The sequence below is a fragment of the Robbsia andropogonis genome (assembly GCF_000970345.1).
Lineage (GTDB): Bacteria > Pseudomonadota > Gammaproteobacteria > Burkholderiales > Burkholderiaceae > Robbsia > Robbsia andropogonis.
In genome coordinates, this window is the sequence record NZ_LAQU01000017.1 from 30,406 (window position 1) to 48,842 (window position 18,437).

At 61.8% G+C, this 18,437-nt stretch carries 13 protein-coding genes and 2 pseudogenes; 10 read left to right on the forward strand and 5 right to left on the reverse strand.

The annotated features are described in order from the left end of the window. Positions 1–116 precede the first annotated feature (116 nt). The 3 genes from thrC to WM40_RS16060 are packed head-to-tail and all read right to left on the reverse strand — an operon-like array spanning position 117 to position 4,321. A complete protein-coding gene (thrC, locus tag WM40_RS16050; protein WP_024901235.1) occupies positions 117–1,676 on the reverse strand; it encodes a threonine synthase in 1,560 nt (519 codons plus the stop codon). Between the two features lie 25 nt (positions 1,677–1,701). After that, positions 1,702–3,057: a homoserine dehydrogenase gene (locus WM40_RS16055; protein ID WP_046153368.1), complete on the reverse strand. Its 1,356-nt coding sequence runs from the start codon at positions 3,055–3,057 to the stop codon at positions 1,702–1,704. Positions 3,058–3,094: 37 nt separating this feature from the next. Further along, the gene (locus tag WM40_RS16060; protein WP_024901237.1) at positions 3,095–4,321 is read right to left on the reverse strand and encodes a pyridoxal phosphate-dependent aminotransferase; all 1,227 of its coding nucleotides are present in this window, start codon (positions 4,319–4,321) and stop codon (positions 3,095–3,097) included. A gap of 268 nt (positions 4,322–4,589) precedes the next feature. Here WM40_RS16060 and WM40_RS16065 point away from each other — a divergent pair, with 268 nt between their 5' ends. The 10 genes and pseudogenes from WM40_RS16065 to WM40_RS31505 form a co-directional block, all read left to right on the forward strand. Then, positions 4,590–4,979, forward strand: a complete 390-nt coding sequence (locus WM40_RS16065; protein WP_024901238.1) for an Mth938-like domain-containing protein — start codon at positions 4,590–4,592, stop codon at positions 4,977–4,979. A gap of 44 nt (positions 4,980–5,023) precedes the next feature. Continuing rightward, positions 5,024–6,748, forward strand: coding sequence for a glycosyltransferase family 39 protein (locus tag WM40_RS16070; protein WP_046153393.1), 1,725 nt, complete (start codon positions 5,024–5,026; stop codon positions 6,746–6,748). Between the two features lie 214 nt (positions 6,749–6,962). Next, positions 6,963–8,111, forward strand: coding sequence for a DegT/DnrJ/EryC1/StrS family aminotransferase (locus WM40_RS16075; protein ID WP_036006445.1), 1,149 nt, complete (start codon positions 6,963–6,965; stop codon positions 8,109–8,111). A 193-nt stretch (positions 8,112–8,304) separates the two neighbouring features. Beyond that, positions 8,305–9,447, forward strand: a complete 1,143-nt coding sequence (locus tag WM40_RS16080) for a glycosyltransferase (RefSeq protein ID WP_024901240.1) — start codon at positions 8,305–8,307, stop codon at positions 9,445–9,447. A gap of 50 nt (positions 9,448–9,497) precedes the next feature. After that, positions 9,498–10,448: a formyltransferase gene (locus WM40_RS16085; RefSeq protein ID WP_046153369.1), complete on the forward strand. Its 951-nt coding sequence runs from the start codon at positions 9,498–9,500 to the stop codon at positions 10,446–10,448. Then, the gene (locus tag WM40_RS16090) at positions 10,445–11,491 is read left to right on the forward strand and encodes a bifunctional UDP-4-keto-pentose/UDP-xylose synthase (RefSeq protein ID WP_024901242.1); all 1,047 of its coding nucleotides are present in this window, start codon (positions 10,445–10,447) and stop codon (positions 11,489–11,491) included. Before WM40_RS16085 ends, WM40_RS16090 begins: the two co-directional genes overlap by 4 nt. 5 nt (positions 11,492–11,496) lie before the next feature. Continuing rightward, positions 11,497–12,432 carry a polysaccharide deacetylase family protein gene (locus WM40_RS16095; RefSeq protein WP_046153370.1) on the forward strand — a complete coding sequence of 312 codons (936 nt, stop codon included), beginning with the start codon at positions 11,497–11,499 and terminating at the stop codon, positions 12,430–12,432. A gap of 123 nt (positions 12,433–12,555) precedes the next feature. After that, positions 12,556–13,107: a peroxiredoxin gene (locus tag WM40_RS16100; protein ID WP_024901244.1), complete on the forward strand. Its 552-nt coding sequence runs from the start codon at positions 12,556–12,558 to the stop codon at positions 13,105–13,107. A gap of 286 nt (positions 13,108–13,393) precedes the next feature. Beyond that, positions 13,394–15,277, forward strand: coding sequence for a PhoH family protein (locus WM40_RS16105; protein ID WP_024901245.1), 1,884 nt, complete (start codon positions 13,394–13,396; stop codon positions 15,275–15,277). 556 nt (positions 15,278–15,833) lie between these two features. Next, a pseudogene (locus WM40_RS31505) lies at positions 15,834–16,344 on the forward strand (C40 family peptidase); the annotation flags it as partial. Between the two features lie 284 nt (positions 16,345–16,628). Here WM40_RS31505 and WM40_RS16115 read toward each other — a convergent pair. Together WM40_RS16115 and WM40_RS16120 are read right to left on the reverse strand one after the other, a co-directional pair. Continuing rightward, positions 16,629–17,641 (reverse strand): annotated as a pseudogene (locus WM40_RS16115) (inorganic phosphate transporter). Positions 17,642–17,651: 10 nt separating this feature from the next. Beyond that, complete coding sequence (locus tag WM40_RS16120; protein WP_024901248.1) at positions 17,652–18,278, reverse strand: DUF47 domain-containing protein; 627 nt, start codon at positions 18,276–18,278, stop codon at positions 17,652–17,654. Between the last annotated feature and the right edge of the window lie 159 nt (positions 18,279–18,437).

Sequence of the window (18,437 nt, forward strand, 5' to 3'; positions counted from 1 at the left end):
GTGACGTCTTCTGACATGGCTTGGAAAAACAGGAGCAAAAATAGGAAAGTCGCGAGCGGCGGCCCCGGTGTCAGACAACGTCCAACACCTTGCATGCGTGGCCCGCCACCGGCCGCTCAGTCCCCACCAGTATGCGCCGTAATGAATGCCTTGACCGCGTCGACATCCGCCGGGATCACCGTGCTGCGCTGCGGCAGCGCCTCGATACCCGCGAACGCATGCGGCCGCTCGGGCTCACGCCCCAACGCTTCCTTGATGGTCTCGCCAAACTTCACCGGCTGCGCGGTCTCCAGCACGATCATCGGCACACCGGCTTCCAGGTATTGCCGCGCAGTATGCACACCATCGGCCGTATGGGTATCGATCGTTGTCTTGTAACGCGTGTCGATGTCACGGATGACGGCAAGACGCTGCGCGTGATCACTGCGGCCGGAAACGAAACCGAAATCGGCAATACGGTCGTATGCCGCGGTGCCGGCCAGACTAAAACCGCCCTCACGGTCGACCTTGCCAAACAACGTGTTCAGGGCCGCACCGTCGCGATCGAGCAGATCGAACACGAAACGCTCGAAATTCGACGCTTTCGAGATATCCATGCTCGGGCTGCTGGTCTGCAAGGTCTGCGCCGCCGTCCGCACGCGGTACTGGCCAGTGCGAAAGAACTCGTCAAGCACGTCGTTTTCATTCGTCGCGACCACCAGCTTGCGGATCGGCAGCCCCATCATCCGCGCGATATGACCAGCGCAGACGTTGCCGAAGTTACCCGAGGGCACCGTGAACGACACCGGGGGCATCGCGCCCTCGATGTAGGACAGGCCTTCGGTAGCCGCGAGATAGCCCTTGAAGTAATACACCACCTGCGCCACGACGCGAGCCCAGTTGATCGAGTTCACCGTGCCGATGCGATGCGCCGCCTTGAAGGCGTGGTCGTTGGAGACGGCCTTGACGATATCCTGGCAATCGTCGAACACCCCTTCCACCGCGAGATTGAAGATATTCGGATCTTGCAGGCTATACATCTGCGCGCTTTGGAACGGGCTCATCTTGCCGTGCGGAGACAGCATGAACACCCGCACGCCGCGCTTGCCGCGCATCGCGTATTCCGCGGCGCTGCCGGTATCGCCCGACGTCGCGCCCAGGATATTCAGTGTCTCGCCCTGCCTGGCCAGAACATACTCGAACAGGCTGCCCAGCAACTGCATCGCCATGTCCTTGAAGGCCAGCGTCGGTCCGTTCGACAATTCGAGCAACGCCAGCGTCGTCTTCCCGGCGCCGCCCGCCACGGGCTCCTCACCGAGCACCTTCAGCGGCGTGATGTCGGCGGCCCGCTGGCCATCGCGCAGATTGCAATAGACCTCGGATGTGTAGGTCCGGCGCAGCAGCCCGCGCAGATCCTCGGACGGCAGATCGTCGCAATACAGCGACAGCACTTCGAACGCCAGATCGGCGTATGACAGCGTGCGCCACTTCTCCAGCAGCGCCGCATTGACCTGCGGATAGCGCGCCGGCATGAAAAGGCCGCCATCGGGCGCCAAGCCTGCCAGCAGGATATCGGAGAAACGTGCGACGGCCTCGGCCGGCTTGCCGTCGACCGACGTGGCAAGCGCGCCGGCTGCCTCGGGCGCGGCGCTGAAAGCATGTCCGGCGCGGGGGGCTCGGGTGGAAACGTAGTGCATGGAGGGCCTTTTACGGATTTCGCTTTTACAGGTTTTCGGTGCGCAGCAGCGACACAGGCGACTTGACGCTCGGCAACGCCTCGATCTGCGCCAGCGCCAGACGCAGATTGCCTTCGACCGTTGCATGGGTCAGCACGATCAGGTCGGTCTCGCCCTCGCCTTCCCGCGATTCCTTCTGGATCAGCGCATCCACCGAGATGCCGCGGTCCGACAGCAAGGTTGCAATGGCCGCCAGCACGCCCGGCTGATCCGCTACACGCAGGCGCAGGTAATACGCGCTGGTGATCTGGTCGATCGGCAATACCGGCAGGTCGGACAGCTGATCCGGTTGGAATGCCAGGTGTGGCGTACGGTGCTCCGGGTCAGCCGTATGCAGGCGCGTGACGTCGACCAGGTCGGCGACCACCGCCGACGCGGTCGGCTCGGCGCCCGCGCCCTTGCCGTAGTAAAGCGTCGTACCCACCGCATCGCCCTGCACCGCCACCGCATTCATCGCGCCTTCGACGTTTGCGATCAGCATCGATGACGGTACCAGGGTCGGATGCACGCGCAACTCGATGCCCTTGGCAGCGCGACGGGTGATGCCAAGCAGCTTGATGCGATAACCGAGCTGCTCCGCGTATTTGATGTCGATCGCATCCAGTTTGCTGATACCTTCGATATGCGCACGGTCGAACTGGATCGGCACCCCGAAGGCGATCGCGCTCATCAACGTCAGTTTATGCGCCGCATCCACGCCTTCCACGTCGAAGGTCGGATCCGCCTCAGCGTAGCCGAGGCGCTGGGCATCCGCCAGGGCGGTCGCGAAATCGAGCCCCTTCTCACGCATCTCGGACAAGATGAAATTGGTGGTGCCGTTGATGATGCCGGCAATCCACGTAATGCGATTCGCGGTCAGGCCTTCGCGCAGCGCCTTGATGATCGGAATACCACCGGCCACCGCGGCCTCGAACGCCACCATCACCCCCTTGCGGTGCGCGGCCTGAAAGATCTCCATGCCATGAACGGCGAGCAATGCCTTGTTCGCCGTGACCACGTGCTTGCCGTTTTCGATCGCCGTCAGCACCAACTCCCGCGCGCGGTCGGTACCGCCGATCGTCTCGATGACGATATCGATGCCGGGGTCGCGCACCAGGGCGTCGAAATCACTGTCGATCAACGGCAGGTCACCCGCGCCCGATCCGGTTTCAGCACCGGCTTCCCGCGTCACGATCGCGGCCAGCGCGGCCTGCGCCTTGGCTGGCGTTCGCACCGCGATGCGCGATACTGCAATGCCCCGTCCGGCGCGCCGCTTGATTTCTTCCTGATTCCGGCGAAGCACCGAATACGTGCCGCCGCCAACGGTTCCAAAGCCCAGTAGGCCTGCTTTGATCGATTCCATACAGCAGTGTCAGTCCAAGTGATGAATGATGCGGCGTTCAGGCGCCGTGACGTTTTCGATAACTTTCGAGGAAGCGGGCAATCCGTTCGATCGACACCTTCAGATCCGCGACGTTTGGCAGGAACACCACCCGGAAGTGATCCGGCGTGGCCCAGTTGAAACCGGTGCCCTGTACCAGCAGCACACGCTCCTCGCGCAGCAATTCGAGGATGAACTGCTGATCGTCGGCAATCGGATACATCGCCGGATCGAGGCGTGGAAACAGATATAACGCCGCCTTCGGCTTGACGCAGGTCACGCCCGGAATCGCGGTCAGCATGTCATATGCCAGGTTACGCTGTTCATAGAGACGACCGCCCGGCAACAACAGGTCATTGATGCTTTGATAACCGCCCAGCGCCGTCTGAATCGCATATTGTCCTGGCACATTCGCGCACAGACGCATCGACGCCAGGATATTCAATCCCTCGATATAGTCGCGGGCACGCCGCTTGTCACCCGACACCACCATCCAGCCGGCGCGAAAACCGCATGAACGATAGCTCTTCGATAAGCCGTTGAACGTCACCGTAAGCACATCCTCGGATAATGCGGCCATCGACGTATGGGTCGCACCGTCATACAGGATCTTGTCGTAGATCTCGTCCGCGTAGAGGATAAGGTCATGCTCCCGCGCCACCGCGATGATCTCGCGCAGCAGGTCGTCGGGATACAGCGCGCCGGTCGGATTGTTAGGGTTGATGACCACGATCGCACGAGTATTCGGCGTGATTTTCGCGCGGATATCGTCCATGTCCGGCAACCAGTCATTCCTTTCGTCGCAGATGTAATGCACCGGCGTGCCGCCCGACAGGCTCACCGCCGCGGTCCATAGCGGATAGTCCGGTGCCGGCAACAGCACTTCATCGCCCTCGTTAAGCAAGCCCTGCATCGCCATCACGATCAGTTCCGATGCCCCGTTACCGATATAAATATCGTCCAGGCCGACGTTCGCGACATGCTTCTGTTGCGTGTAATGCATGACCGCCTTGCGCGCGGCGAACACGCCCTTCGAGTCCGAATAACCGGACGACGCGGGCAGGTTACGGATCATGTCCTGTACGATCTCGTCCGGCGCGTCGAAACCGAACGGTGCCAGATTGCCGATGTTCAGCTTGATGATCTTCTGGCCTTCGTCTTCGAGACGGCGGGCCTCGTCAAGTACCGGACCTCGGATGTCATAACAGACATTGGCCAGCTTGTTCGATTTATGAATGGATTTCACGGCGGCAAATGGAACAAAAAGCGGATGAAAGACCTGGGCTTCGACACCAGAGATGGCACCGAGCAACGATGCGGCGCGTTGAGCGGCAGGTATAAAAGACGTGCGGTACGTGCCCGGGTAAGGATGTCCACGGACGCCCCGCGCGACCGATGAAGACGCGATGGCCGCGCGGACACCGGCCGGCGTTCCCTGTGGGGAGAGGCGGCGCGACGCTATAATTGGGTGAATTATGACAGAGTTTGGTCCAATCGCGGACAGGGAGCAACGCGTGAAACTGGAGCAGGAATCCGCTGAAGGCGCTGGCGTACGGAATGTCGTCACGGGGTATGGCGATGACTATGTCGAGATCAACAAGACCCGTTTCACGCACAGCGTGCTGCTGATGCCGGACGGCCCGGTGCTGCCGTGGGAACCCGCGCGCTTCGAGGCATTCGACGCCGCGCATTTCGCGCCGCTCGCCGCCGCGGCCCCGGAGCTGGTCCTCCTGGGAACAGGCCGCGCACTCCGCTTCGGTCATCCCCGCCTGTATGCGGCGTTGACGGCCAAGCGCATCGGCGTGGAGACCATGGATCTCACTGCGGCATGCCGGACGTTCAACATCCTCGCCGGTGAAGGCCGTCGCGTGGCAGCGGCGTTGTTGATCGAAACGCGCGATTGATCTCCCCCGTGAGACCCTTGCGCGGGCCCGTCCCCGGCGCGCCGATGAATCTGACCCGTGGCGCGGTGTTGCTGCTGGTGATCCTGTGCGCGGCGGCCTGGTTCGCCCCGCTCGGCATCCGCTCGCTACTGCCGAGCGAGGAAGGCCACTATGCCGAAATTGCCCGGGAAATGCTGGCAAGCGGCGACTGGACCACGCCGCGCTACAACGGCGCCCCCTACGGGGAAACCGCGCCGTTGCAAATCTGGGCCACCGCCGCCAGCTTCACACTATTCGGGCTTGGCGAATGGCAAGCCCGACTATGGACCGCGCTATGCGGCTTCGGCGCGATCTTGCTGGTTGGGTACACCGGCGTGCGTCTGTTCGGCCGCCCCGCGGGCATCCTTGCCGCTGCCGCGATGGTCGCCACGCCGTATTGGCATCTGTTCGGACACTATGCCTCCCGGGACATGGGTCTGTCCGCAATGCTGACAGTGGTGCTCTGCACGTTTCTCCTGGCCCAACGCGCGCCTCATCCGGCCATCGGGCAGCGCGACATGAGCAGCACGGGTGGCAAGGGCGTGACCGTCGCCGTCAGCGCGCTCCGGGGACAGCGCGGCTGGATGTGGCTTTGCTGGGCAGCCATGGCGCTGGCCGTGCTCAGCAAGGGGTTGACAGGCATCGCGATACCCGCGCTGGCCCTCGTCATCTATTCGCTCGCCGCGCGCGACGCCCGCGTCTGGCGCCGCCTCCACCTGTTCAGCGGCCTACTCGTCTTTCTCGCGCTGTGCGCACCGTGGTTCATCGCGTCGCAATGGCACCATCCGGACGCCTCGTACATCCGTTTCGGCGAAGCGGCAGACCGGCGTTTCCGATGGCGCGACAACACGCTGCCGGACGCGATCAGCTTCGTCGTACCCGTATTGCTGATTGGCATATTGCCATGGCTGTCCTTGCTCTGGCAGGGTATGCGGCGCGCGATAAGATTGCCGCGCCAGACGAATCGTTTCTCTCCCGCAGTACTGTTGCTGACCTGGTCGATATCGATCTTTGTCTTTTTCAGTCTGTCCGATGCCAAGCGCGTGGCGGATCTCTTGCCGTTGACCCCCGCGGTAGCCTTGGTGGTGGGCGCTTATTTGCCGAGTCGCGATCCGCGCCGCATTCGGCGACATCTGGCCGGCTATGCGGTGCTGTTGATCACCTTGGCGCTGAGCGTTGTGTATTTGTCGAACTTCGGCAGCGTGACGACGCCCAATGCGCTCTACCGGCGCTACCAGATGTGGCTGTGGCTCGCGCTCGGCGTCGGCTTGCTGGGTTTCGCCGTCGCCGGCGCGCTGGCGCGGCGCCTGGGCGCCCGCGCATGGCTGGTGTACGTGGCGGCCTGGTATGCGACGCTGGCTATTGCAGTGAATGCGCACGAACTGCTAGGACGACCGATCGCGGGCACGCCGTTGGCGGCACGGGTGCGTTCGACACTGGCCCAGACGCCAGACGGCGCCGCCGATTGGCCCTTCTATGCACTCGGCGGCCGCGACGAGACCATCGCGTTCGCCTTGCGGCGCACGATGATCGGCATTGACATGCCAGACAACACCGTGCGTGGAGCGTCACCCGAATCGGACGCGGCACGAACCGCGCTGGCGCAGTGGGCGCAACACTGGCGGGATGGCGGCCCCGCGCTCGCGATAATGACACCGGCGCAATATGACGCGCTGCGCGCCGACAATGTGCCGATGACGGTGATCGCCAACGACCCGCGACGAGTCGTTGTATCCCGCGACAGACCATGAAAAGTCGGATTTTTCGGAAGCCGGCTCCAGGCATGGCACAATCGGGGCGAGGCACTTTCCCGCACGGGCGACGCCCACGGTACGGGGCCTTGCCCACGATGCGCTTTGGCGAACCGCCATCGCGTGCTTTAATGGATACCCAAGGCGATTGATGGCATGATCGCATCCGCGCATCGCTGCCACCGCGGCGCGCAGCACGAGGACAACTGTTTCTATGACGCAAACGCCTGCGGCCAAAGCCGATTTTCTGCCCTTCACGCGCCCCGAGATCGACGAGGAGACCATTGCCGGTGTCGCCGATGTCCTGCGGTCCGGCTGGATTACCACGGGCCCGCAGAATCAACGTTTCGAGGCAGCACTATCGGAACGGTTTGGCGGTCGCCCGGTACGCACGTTCAACAGTGGCACGGGCACGCTCGAGATAGGGTTGCGGATTGCAGGCATTGGGCCGGGTGACGAGGTGATCACGACCGCGTTGACCTGGGTAGCCACCAGCAATGTCATCATCGCCGTGGGCGCGACGCCGGTATTCGTGGATGTCGACCCGGCCACGCGCAATATCGACCTGGACAAGCTCGAAGCCGCCATCACCCCGCGTACGCGCGCGTTGATGCCGGTGCATCTGGCGGGCTTGCCGGTGGATATGACGCGGCTCCATGCCATCGCGCAACGGCATGGCCTACGAGTCATAGAGGACGCCGCCCAGGCGCTAGGCGCATCGTGGAATGGCAAGGAGATCGGCAGCTTCGGCGATCTGGTCTCGTTCAGTTTCCACCCGAACAAGAACCTGACGTCGATCGAGGGCGGCGCGTTGGTGTTGAACAACGCGGAGGAAGCCCGTTTGGCCGAAAAGTACCGGCTCCAGGGGGTGACTCGCACCGGCATGGACGGCATGGATGTCGACGTCCTAGGCGGCAAGTTCAACCTGACCGATGTCGCGGCGCGGGTCGGTTTGGGACAACTGCCGCATCTGGCGCGATTCACGGAGCGCCGCCGGGCGCTGGCACGTCGTTACTTCGACCGTTTCACCGAAGGTGCCGCGTGTCGCGCCGGCGTCGAATTGCCGCCGGCCGATTTCGTCAACAGCAACTGGCATATGTTCCAAATCGTACTACCCGTCGGACAGCCGGGGCGCCCCGCGCGAGCGGATTTCATGACCGCGCTGAAAGAGCGTGGCATTGGTAGCGGCGTGCATTACCCGGCGGTCCATTTGTTCACCTTGTATCGGCAACGGGGTTTCCGTGAAGGCATGTTGCCTCATACCGAGCGGATTGGTGCCGGCACTGTGTCCCTGCCGTTGTTCACGACAATGACGGACGCCGACGTCGACCGCGTCGTGGCCGCCGTGGATGCGCAATTCTGACAGCGCGCGCATCCCTGCTATCGCACGGCATCGCTGGCGGGAGGCATGATCCGCCTGACCTCGTATTGGACGGAATCGTCCGCGACCAGTCCGCCGTGCTCGCGCTTGGCGCAACCATGCGCACCATGACGCGCCGCCTGCGGTTGTCAATACCCCTGCCGCGCGTTTTCAATTCACGAACCATCGATTTGCAATGACGTCACCCGAGCTCTCCGTCATCATTCCCGTGTACAACGAGGAAGCTGGCCTCAACGCCTTGTTCGAGCGCCTTTATCCCGCGTTGGACGCGTTGGACGCGACCTACGAAATCATCTTCATCAACGATGGCAGCCGGGACCGCTCCGCCGCCATGCTGGCCGACCAGTTTGCAGTGCGGGACGATGTCACGCGGGTCATCCTGCTGAACGGCAACTACGGCCAGCACATGGCGATCCTGTCCGGATTCGAATACGCCCGCGGCGAAATCGTCATCACGCTCGACGCCGACCTGCAAAACCCCCCCGAGGAAATCGGCAAGCTTGTCAGCAAGATGCGTGAGGGCTACGACTATGTGGGTACGATCCGCTCCGATCGTCAGGACAGCTGGTTCCGCCGCGAGGCATCGCATTGGATGAACCGGCTGCGTGAGCGAATCACGCGCATCAAGATGACCGACCAGGGATGCATGCTGCGCGCATACAGCAAGCGCATCATTTCGACAATCAATCGGTGTGGTGAGATCAATACCTTCATTCCAGCCCTCGCCTACACGTTCGCGCAAAATCCGATCGAAATCGATGTGGCGCACGAAGAGCGTTTCGCGGGCGAATCGAAGTATTCCCTGTATTCGTTGATCCGGTTGAATTTCGATCTCGTTACCGGCTTCTCGGTCGTTCCGCTGCAGATGCTTTCCTTTGTCGGCGTGCTGATGTCGGCCGGGTCCGCCGCGTTGTTCTTTTTGCTGATGTTCCGACGCTTCATGCTGGGCGCGGAAGTGCAAGGCGTTTTCACGCTGTTCGCGATCAATTTCTTCATGATCGGAATCATCCTGTTCGCTCTGGGGCTGCTTGGCGAATATATCGGACGGATCTACCAGCAGGTCCGCGGTCGCCCGCGTTATCTGGTACAAACGTTCTTGACCGGTGACCCGGCGGCGCCCTCCGCCGCCCCAGCGGCACCTGCGAACCTGCCAGCCGGTGCCGCGGTGGACCCGTCCGCCACCATCGGCAAGGCGCCCCGCTTCGCGGACGAGGCCACGGTGCCGGTACCGCTGGCGGCGGACGTGCCCGCTCCGTATGGCGGCGGCACGCCCACCACCGAGGCGACGGTGGAGACCCCGTCCGGAGAAACGCGGTGACCCACTTCTCGTCCGGATTGCCAGAATCAAGCCACGGCGCGACCCGCGCCGTGGCCGGAAAACGCGCGGTCGTATTCGCTTATCACAACGTGGGGGCACGCTGTCTGCGTGTGCTATTGGCGCGCGGCGTGGACGTAGCGCTGGTCGTCACGCATGAGGACAATCCGGAAGAACATATCTGGTTCGAAAGCGTCGCCGCCGTCGCCGCAGACCACGGCATCCCGACGATCCAGCCAACCGCGGCGCAAGTCGCCGATGGCCAGACCCTGCGGCAAGCGTTGCGCAACCTGCCTGGCGGCGCGCCGGATTTCCTGTTTTCCTTCTACTTCCGGCATATGCTTCCGGTCGACGTGCTTGCGCTGGCGCCGCGTGGGGCCTATAACCTGCACGGCTCGCTGTTGCCCCGATACCGTGGCCGCGTTCCAGTAAACTGGGCCGTGCTGTATGGCGAGACCGAAACCGGTGCCACGCTGCATGAAATGACCGCGAAGCCCGACGCGGGCGCCATTCTTGCGCAGACCGCGGTCCCCATCTTGCCCGATGACACCGCGCATCAGGTGTTCGAAAAAGTGACCGTGGCGGCGGAACAGACACTATGGGGCGTGCTGCCCGCCTTGCTGGACGGCACCGCTTTACGTTTGCCGAACGACCTCGCTGCCGGGTCGTATTTTGGCGGTCGCAAGCCGGAAGATGGCCGCATCGACTGGTCGCAACCCGCGCAGCAGGTGTATAACCTGATACGAGCAGTGGCGCCACCCTATCCCGGCGCGTTCTGGGACGATGCGGCAGGTCGGCGCTTTATCCTTGCCGCCGCACGAATGCTCCCCGGCGACGCCGCCTTGCATGCGGATTTGCCCCCCGGCTTTCATGTGGTGGATAATGCAATCGTTGGCGTATGCGGCGATGGGCGCGCCCTCGCGATCCGCGAACTGCGACTGGACGATGTGCCGATCACGGCCAGCGACTGGTTGCGACTTTCACTCCCTTCTCGCGACTCATGAAGAAAAAGGTTCTGATTTTTGGCGTCAACGGCTTTATCGGCCACCACCTGTCGAAGCGCATTCTGGAAACGACGGACTGGGACGTGTACGGCATGGATATGCAAAGCGATCGCCTGGGCGATCTCGCGAAACATGAGCGTATGCATTTCTTCGAGGGCGATATTACGATCAACAAGGAGTGGGTCGAGTATCACGTGCGCAAGTGCGACGTGATACTGCCGTTGGTGGCCATCGCGACACCGGCCACTTACGTGCAGCAACCGCTGAGGGTGTTCGAGCTCGACTTCGAGGCGAACATGCCGATCATTCGATCGGCGGTCAAGTATCGCAAGCACCTGGTCTTCCCATCGACATCCGAAGTCTACGGCATGTGCGAGGATGGGGAATTCGATCCTGAAAGCTCGCCGCTCGTGTATGGTCCGATCAACAAGCCGCGCTGGATCTATGCGTGCTCGAAGCAATTGCTTGACCGCGTGATCTGGGGCTACGGAATGCAGGACGGCCTGAATTTCACCTTGTTCCGCCCGTTCAACTGGATGGGACCCGGCCTGGATTCGATCCACACGCCGAAGGAAGGCAGTTCGCGGGTGGTAACGCAATTCCTCGGTCATATCGTCCGGGGCGAAAACATCAATCTGGTTGACGGCGGCGCACAAAAGCGTGCCTTTACCTGGATCGGCGACGGCATTGCGGCGTTGATGAAAATCATCGATAACCCGAACGGCATTGCCAGCGGCAAGATCTATAACATCGGCAATCCGACCAACAACGTCTCCGTACGCGAACTGGCGACAAAGATGCTGGCCCTCGCGGCCGAATTCCCGGAATACCGGGATGGCGCGAAATCGGTCCAGGTCGTGGAAACCTCGTCCGGTGCGTACTATGGCACGGGCTATCAGGACGTCCAGCACCGTGTGCCGAAGATCGATAACACGATGCATGAGCTGGGCTGGAAGCCTGAAGTCGCGATGGACGATGCGCTGCGCCAGTTATTCGAGGCCTATCGCTCGCAAGTCGTAGAAGCCCGCGCCTTGATGGACTGATACATTTGGCACGCATCGTTCTCAAGATCGACGTCGACACGCTGCGGGGTACCCGCGAGGGCGTGCCGGCGCTCGTCGACATGTTGGAGGCCGCGCAAGCCGGCGCCACCTTCCTCTTCAGCCTCGGTCCGGACCACACCGGCTGGGCGCTACGCCGGGTCTTCCGCCCAGGTTTTCTCAAAAAAGTATCCCGCACCTCGGTGGTCGAACACTACGGCGTCAAGACGCTGATGTACGGCACGCTATTACCCGGCCCTGATATTGGCGTACGTGCGGCGACCGAGATGCGCGCCGTCCGGGACGCGGGCTTCGAGGTGGGAATCCATTGCTGGGATCACGTCTACTGGCAGGACAATGTGCGCGACCGCGGCAACGACGCGCGCTGGACCTGCGCGCAGATGCAACGTGCCCATGATCGCTTTGTGTCGATCTTCGGACGTGCGCCGACGACACATGGCGCGGCCGGCTGGCAAATGAACGAGCACGGGCTGGCCTTGATCGATAAATGGGGCATGACCTACGCATCCGATGGCCGCGGCGATGGACCCTATCGGCCCGCGATTGGTACGCGCGTGCTGTCCCACATCCAAATGCCCACCACGTTGCCAACGCTGGATGAGTTGATAGGTATCGACGACATTACCGTCGACAATGTCGCAGAACGATTGCTGACGTACACGGCCCGCGACACGGACAGCAATGGCCGCGTCCTCGCCGAACGTGATCACGTTTTCACGCTGCACGCGGAACTGGAGGGGCAGAAGCTTGCACCGGTGTTCAATGCATTATTGCGCGGTTGGCAAGCGCAAGGCCATCAGCTTGTCTCGATGGCCGATTACCATGCGACGCTCGATCCGGCAACGTTGCCGGTGCGACCGTTCGCGTGGGGAAGTATCCCGGGACGATCCGGTGAGTTGATGATTCAACCCGACGCCGCCTGATGGGCGTGCGACGTATGCGGTCCACCGACAGGCGCTTTGCTTTGTTGTGCGCGAGAGCAGCCGCTTGCCAGTTTCACCCGCCGGACGAGTTGTGCCGGCATCGATAAAAAAAGGAATAGCGCAATGTCGATCGCTTCCCTCGCCAACGCTCCCGCATCGGACACAGCCGCGACTGGCGCGCCGGTTGCAGTGGGACAGACGGCGCCGGACTTCTCCGCGCCGGTGACGCAAGGGGATGAAACAGATGCAGTAAAGCACGTGTTGACGCTCAGCGCGCTACGCGGCAAGCATGTCGTGTTGTATTTTTACCCGAAGGACGGCACCCCTGGCTGCACGAAGGAGAGCATGGCGTTTCGCGATCATGCCCCGGCGTTCGCCGCCGCGAATACCGTCATTGTCGGCGTCTCGCGCGACAGCCTGCCGTCCCATGAGCGCTTCAAAAGCAAGCTGGAACTGCCTTTCGGCCTTGTTTCCGATAAGGACGAGTCCGTATGCAACCTGTACGGCGTCATGAAAGAGAAGAAAATGTACGGCAAGACCGTGCGTGGCATCGAACGATCGACCTTTCTGATCGACGCCAAGGGCACGATCCGAAATGCCTGGCGTGGACTCAAGGTGGACGCGCATGCGGACGACGTGCTGCTTGCCGCGCAAACACTTGAATCATCGCGCTAAGCCGGGATATAGTGAGGTCAATGACGCACGCATTCGCACGGACTGGTTCCGCATGCCTCCTTGACGAGGCCCTCACTGCCTGCTTTGCTTACCGCGCCGCCCGCGCTGCCGCACCTCGGGCCCGGCGCGAAGAAAGCCGCCGTCGCCACTTTCAGGCGAGGCGGCTTTTTCGCTTCTGTTTTCTCTCAACCTCAACCCTTTGGCAAGCCAGCGGCACCCCTAGTTTCGCTCTACATGATGCGGCAACCTTGCCGCATCGTTCGCTTGTGTCCGATAGGAGCTCTTGATGCCTTTGCCCTCCTTGCCTTCAAAGCTTGGCGACCTGCTACCGGCGGACCAATACAAGGCGCGTTTGCGCCCGTCCCCGGCGTCGAAAAAGAAATCCGCGCACGTGGAAGATGCCGACGTGGCGGTGGTCGATGAAGTCGAATACCTGCCCACCGCGGCAGCTGAGTTAAGTGGTACCGCGATCCCGGCCGCAATGCCTGCGGCATTGCGAGATCCGGAACCTGTCAGCGAGGCGAAACACCCTGCCAAAGGTGTCGCACGCACCCATGACGCGCCAGCAACACAGACGGCAGGTGCGCGCCCCGCGGCAGGCACCCCCACCGCCACGCCGCGTGCCGAGCGTATCGAAGCCGGCGACGATGTGCCCTTGCAAGCCCGCGACCACCAGAAAATCCCGGAAAACCTGCGCCATCACACGGCGGGCGGTGCTCATGCCGGCGCGCAATCGCGTCAGGCCAAAGGCGGCGCACGCGCTGCGGCAGCCGCCGTCCGGACGAAGTTGTTCGTCCTGGACACGAACGTGCTGCTGCACGATCCGAGTTCCCTGTTCCGTTTCGAGGAGCATGACGTCTATCTGCCGATGATGACGTTGGAGGAACTGGACAACAACAAGAAAGGCATGTCGGAAGTCGCGCGTAACGCGCGTCAGGTCAGTCGCATCCTCGACGGCCTGGTGGCCGGTGACGTCGACATCCAGACGGGCCTGCAGTTGTCCCGCCTGGGAAATCGCGAAGCCCGCGGCCGTCTGTTCTTCCAGACCTCGTTGCAGGAAGTGCCTCCGGTGGCGGGCCTGCCAGCAGGCAAGGCCGACAATCAGATTCTTGGCGTGGTACGCGCACTGGAACGCGCACAGCCGGAACGGGACGTGGTCCTGGTGTCGAAAGACATCAATATGCGGATCAAGGCCCACGCGCTGCAATTGGCCGCCGAGGATTACTACAACGATCAGGTCCTCGAAGACAAGGATCTGCTGTACACCGGCGTGCATGCGCTGCAGAAGGATTTCTGGACCCGGCATGGCAAGGGGATGGAAAGCTGGCAGGACGTGAAAACGGGTACGACGTTCTATCGCCTGACCGGTCCGTCGGTGCCCGCGATGCTGGTGAACCAGTTTGTGTATCTGGAACCGAACAACGGCGAACCGGCATTCCATGCGGTCGTGCGCGAGATAAACGGTCGCACCGCCCTGCTGCAGACATTGCGCGATTACGGGCACCACAAGAACAACGTGTGGGGCGTCACCGCACGCAACCGTGAGCAGAATTTTGCGCTGAACCTGCTGATGAATCCGGACGTCGACTTTGTCAGCCTGTTGGGTCAGGCCGGTACCGGCAAAACCTTGCTCGCCCTGGCCGCCGGCTTGGCGCAAGTACTTGACGAGAAGCGTTATAACGAAATCATCGTCACCCGCGCGACGGTCCCGGTGGGCGAGGATATCGGCTTCCTGCCGGGCACCGAGGAAGAGAAAATGCAGCCGTGGATGGGGGCATTCGACGACAACCTCGAAGTGCTGCAGAAGAGTGACGATTCCGCTGGGGAATGGGGACGCGCCGCCACGCAAGACCTGATTCGTTCGCGCCTGAAGGTCAAGAGCATGAACTTCATGCGTGGCCGAACCTTTGTCGACAAATATGTGATCATCGACGAGGCGCAAAATCTGACACCCAAGCAAATGAAGACGTTGGTGACACGTGCAGGTCCTGGCACGAAAATCATCTGTCTCGGGAATATTGCGCAGATCGACACACCATACCTGACCGAAGGCAGTTCGGGCCTGACGTATGTGGTCGACCGCCTGAAGGGCTGGCCGCACGGCGGGCACGTGACGCTGGCGCGCGGTGAGCGCTCGCGACTGGCGGATTATGCCTCCGATATGTTGTAAGTTCGCGTGGGATCTCGTCTGTTAAACACCGGCGCATCGCGCGTTCGGTGCATCGCACAACGATCCTGCTTCTGATAGCGAAGCGGCATGCCGCTTCCGTCCCCTTCGGCCCGGCGCTGCGCAAGCACGCCGGGCCGTTGTTTTGCGATGATGACAACGTAAGACAGGCGTGGAAACGCGTCGAATTTCAATTATTTACCGTCTTTTCCTGATGTATCGAGTCAACAGCGGTTGCCGACCAGCGTAGCCGCAGTTAAGATAAAAGCACCTCGTCTATTTGCGTGCTGGCGCCGATAGCCCACCTGCCGTCCGTTCCCGAACGCATTTTTCCCGGTTCAGGGTGGTATTTTGGCAGCGCTCAGCGCGCGATTTTCTCCGTATGCGCTCCGTTTCGCATTCGCCTCGTCCCACCGTATCACCGCCTGCGTCGCTGAACGCGGTACCGGCGCGCATGTCGTTCGGCGAGACGGTCTCAAATGCGATGGCAACGGCGGGCACGACGGGGGGCGCGGCATTTCGGCTTGCCGCATCGAGTACGGCGCTGGCGTGCCTGCTGATCTTGGGTGCCTGCGGCACGACGCCGCGTGACCAAGGTAACACGTCCGCCGATGCGAGCGGCGTGCGCACCAAACTGAATGGCTGGGGACCGAAAACGCCGCCGCCAGGATTGCCGAAGTTCGTCGACCACAGCGTTGGGCAAGAAGAGATTTCGATGCAGGCGATGGGGCTTGTGGGCATTCCGTATCGCTGGGGCGGCAATACGCCGGCGTCTGGTTTCGATTGCAGCGGATTAGTCCGCTACGTGGTCGATAACGCGGCTGATGTACAACTGCCTCGCACTACGTCACAGATGCGCTACGCCGGCACGAGCGTCGAGCCCGATGAGATCGCACCGGGAGACTTGGTGTTTTTCAACACCGATGGACGGCCGTACTCTCATGTGGGCGTCTATGTCGGAAACTACCGGTTCGTGAACGCCCCGTCGACCGGCGGCACCGTACGTATCGACTACATTTCCAATCCGTATTGGGCGCGCCACTTCGACGGCATCCGTCGTATCGCGGGTCGCCGCGCGACGGCGCCCGTGCCGCTGGACCCGCGTGCACCATTGACGCCGCAGGATGGGCAGCCGATGGTTGCACCGGAAAACGCCTACGCACAGGCGGGTATGCCAGCAGGCAATACGACAAATCTGTCCACCGCGCCAGCCGCGCCGATCAATACGCCACCACGATCATCACAAGGTGTGGGCGATGATCCTATCGGTGCCGTGATTGCACATGCGGATCGGCAAGGCACGGCGAGCGACGATCCGATCGCCCGCATCGCCGCACAAGCGCGCTGATACGGCTTAGAACAACCAGCGACCGCACCACCAACCTGCAGCCGCGAGCACTGCCGACGCCGGAATCGTCAGTATCCAGGCCCAGACGATGCGTCCCGCCACGCCCCATCGCACTGCCGATAGCTTTTGCGTCGCGCCCACCCCGACGATGGCACCCGTGATCGTATGCGTGGTCGACACCGGAATGCCCAGCCAGGATGCGGTGAACAACGTAACCGCCCCCCCGACTCGGCACAGAAGCCGCCAACAGGTTTCAACTTCGTGATTTTCTGGCCCATGGTGCGAACCACGCGCCATCCACCGAACAAGGTCCCAAGTCCAATCGCGAAATAACACGCGGCGATCACCCACGCCGGCGGTGCCTCTGCCTGCGCGGTCACGTAACCACTTGCGATGAGCAACATCCAGATCACGCCAATGGTCTTCTGCGCATCATTGCCGCCATGGCCAAGCGAATACAACCCGGCGGACAGCAACTGCAACCGCCGGAAATGGCGATCAACACGGGACGGCGGCGTACGAAAAAACAGCCACGAGACCGCCACCATGAACGCCGACCCCAATACGAAGCCGAGCAACGGCGAGATAAAAATAAAGGCGACGGTTTTCATCAGGCCATCGTAATTCAAGGCCGCAAAGCCCCCCGTCTTCGCCACCGCCGCGCCGACCAGTCCGCCGATCAAGGCATGGGATGAACTCGATGGAATACCGAACACCCACGTAATGATGTTCCACCCGATCGCCCCCAGTAGCGCGCCGAAAATCACATACTGGTCGATGATCTCCGGATCGATCGTGCCTCGCCCCACCGTTGCCGCGACTTTCAGGTGGAAGATGAAATACGCGAGGACATTGGCGAATGCCGCGAACGCCACCGCTTGCTGCGGCTTGAGCACGCCCGTGGACACCACGGTGGCAATCGAGTTTGCCGCATCGTGGAAGCCGTTCAAGAAGTCGAACACCAATGCGACCGCGACCAACACGACGATCGCCCATAAAGCCATATGTATCGAAGCCATCAGCTATCCGTTAAGCATTCTCGAGCACGATGCCTTCGATGATGTTCGCCACATCCTCGCATTTGTCGGTGACCTCTTCGAGCAACTCGTAGATGGCCTTTAGCTTGATCAGATTCTTGACGTCCGACTCCTCGCGGAACAGACGCGAAATGGCGGCGCGCAAGATCTTGTCGGCATCGGATTCGAGCCGGTCAATGACTTCGCAGCCTTTTAGAATGGCAGCCGGATCGCGCAGATCATGGAGCCGTTGAACGACGTTTTCCACTTCCTTGCAGCACTTCACGCAAATCTCGGCCAGTTCGCCGGCATCGGACGGGACGCTTGTCACGTCGTACAACGATACGGCCGTTGCCACGTCCTCGATCAAATCGATGATGTCGTCCATCGTCGTGATCAGTTTGTGGATCTCGTCACGGTCCAGCGGCGTGATGAAGGTCTTGTGCAGGAGGTCCGTGGTATCACGCGTCAGTTTGTCCGCCTGCTTTTCGAACCCCTGCACCTGGCGCTTATAGACTTCCACGTCGTCGATGTGATCAATCAACAACTTCAATTGAAGACTGGCTTCCACAATGCAGCGCGCATGTGCGTTGAAGATTTCGAAAAACTTGCCTTCGGTAGGCATGAACCGACCAAACATAGGGGTACCCCGAGACGACCCGGCAGACGCCGGGCTTCACTGTCACAAAAATGTCGTATTGTAACCGCGTCGGCACATTGTTGCGCCTGGGATTCGGGCGCGGCTTCGGGGTGTAGTGCGGCATCGCGCCGCATGGCGACGCCTGAAGATGCCACCGTG